Source organism: Bacillus sp. 0209A, assembly GCF_036765095.1.
Taxonomy (GTDB): Bacteria; Bacillota; Bacilli; order Bacillales; family Bacillaceae; genus Bacillus; species Bacillus subtilis_G.
Map to the genome: position 1 here is coordinate 1 of NZ_JBAIZV010000019.1, position 523 is coordinate 523.

General features: G+C 48.2%; 4 tRNA genes. All 4 read left to right on the plus strand.

The features are described 5' to 3' along the window. Positions 1–103 precede the first annotated feature (103 nt). The 4 genes from V6D44_RS20920 (at position 104) to V6D44_RS20935 (ending at position 499) form a co-directional block, all read left to right on the plus strand. A tRNA-Asn gene (locus tag V6D44_RS20920) sits at positions 104–178 on the plus strand. Between the two features lie 2 nt (positions 179–180). Continuing rightward, a tRNA-Thr gene (locus V6D44_RS20925) sits at positions 181–253 on the plus strand. Between the two features lie 61 nt (positions 254–314). After that, positions 315–389, plus strand: a tRNA-Gly gene (locus tag V6D44_RS20930). A gap of 33 nt (positions 390–422) precedes the next feature. Then, positions 423–499: transfer RNA gene (locus V6D44_RS20935), tRNA-Arg, on the plus strand. The last annotated feature ends 24 nt before the right edge of the window (positions 500–523 follow it).

Below are 523 nucleotides of genomic sequence, written 5' to 3' on the forward strand. Positions count from 1 at the left end.
CTCTTCAGCGCCGATGGTAGTCGGGGGTTTCCCCCTGTGAGAGTAGGACGCCGCCAAGCAGTTTTGTTATTTCTACCATGTTTGTTTATGAAGCTTATATTATTCCGCAGTAGCTCAGTGGTAGAGCTATCGGCTGTTAACCGATCGGTCGTAGGTTCGAATCCTACCTGCGGAGCCATTGCTTCCATAGCTCAGCAGGTAGAGCACTTCCATGGTAAGGAAGAGGTCAGCGGTTCGAGCCCGCTTGGAAGCTTTATTAAGTGTGTTATTACCAAGGTTTCTCAAAAAAGAGAAAGCTTTTTTTATTGCGATATGCGGAAGTAGTTCAGTGGTAGAACACCACCTTGCCAAGGTGGGGGTCGCGGGTTCGAATCCCGTCTTCCGCTCCATTTTTATCCCAACGGGATATTGTAAAATTGATTGCGCCCGTAGCTCAATTGGATAGAGCGTTTGACTACGGATCAAAAGGTTAGGGGTTCGACTCCTCTCGGGCGCGCCATTATTGTTATAGAATAGATAGGGG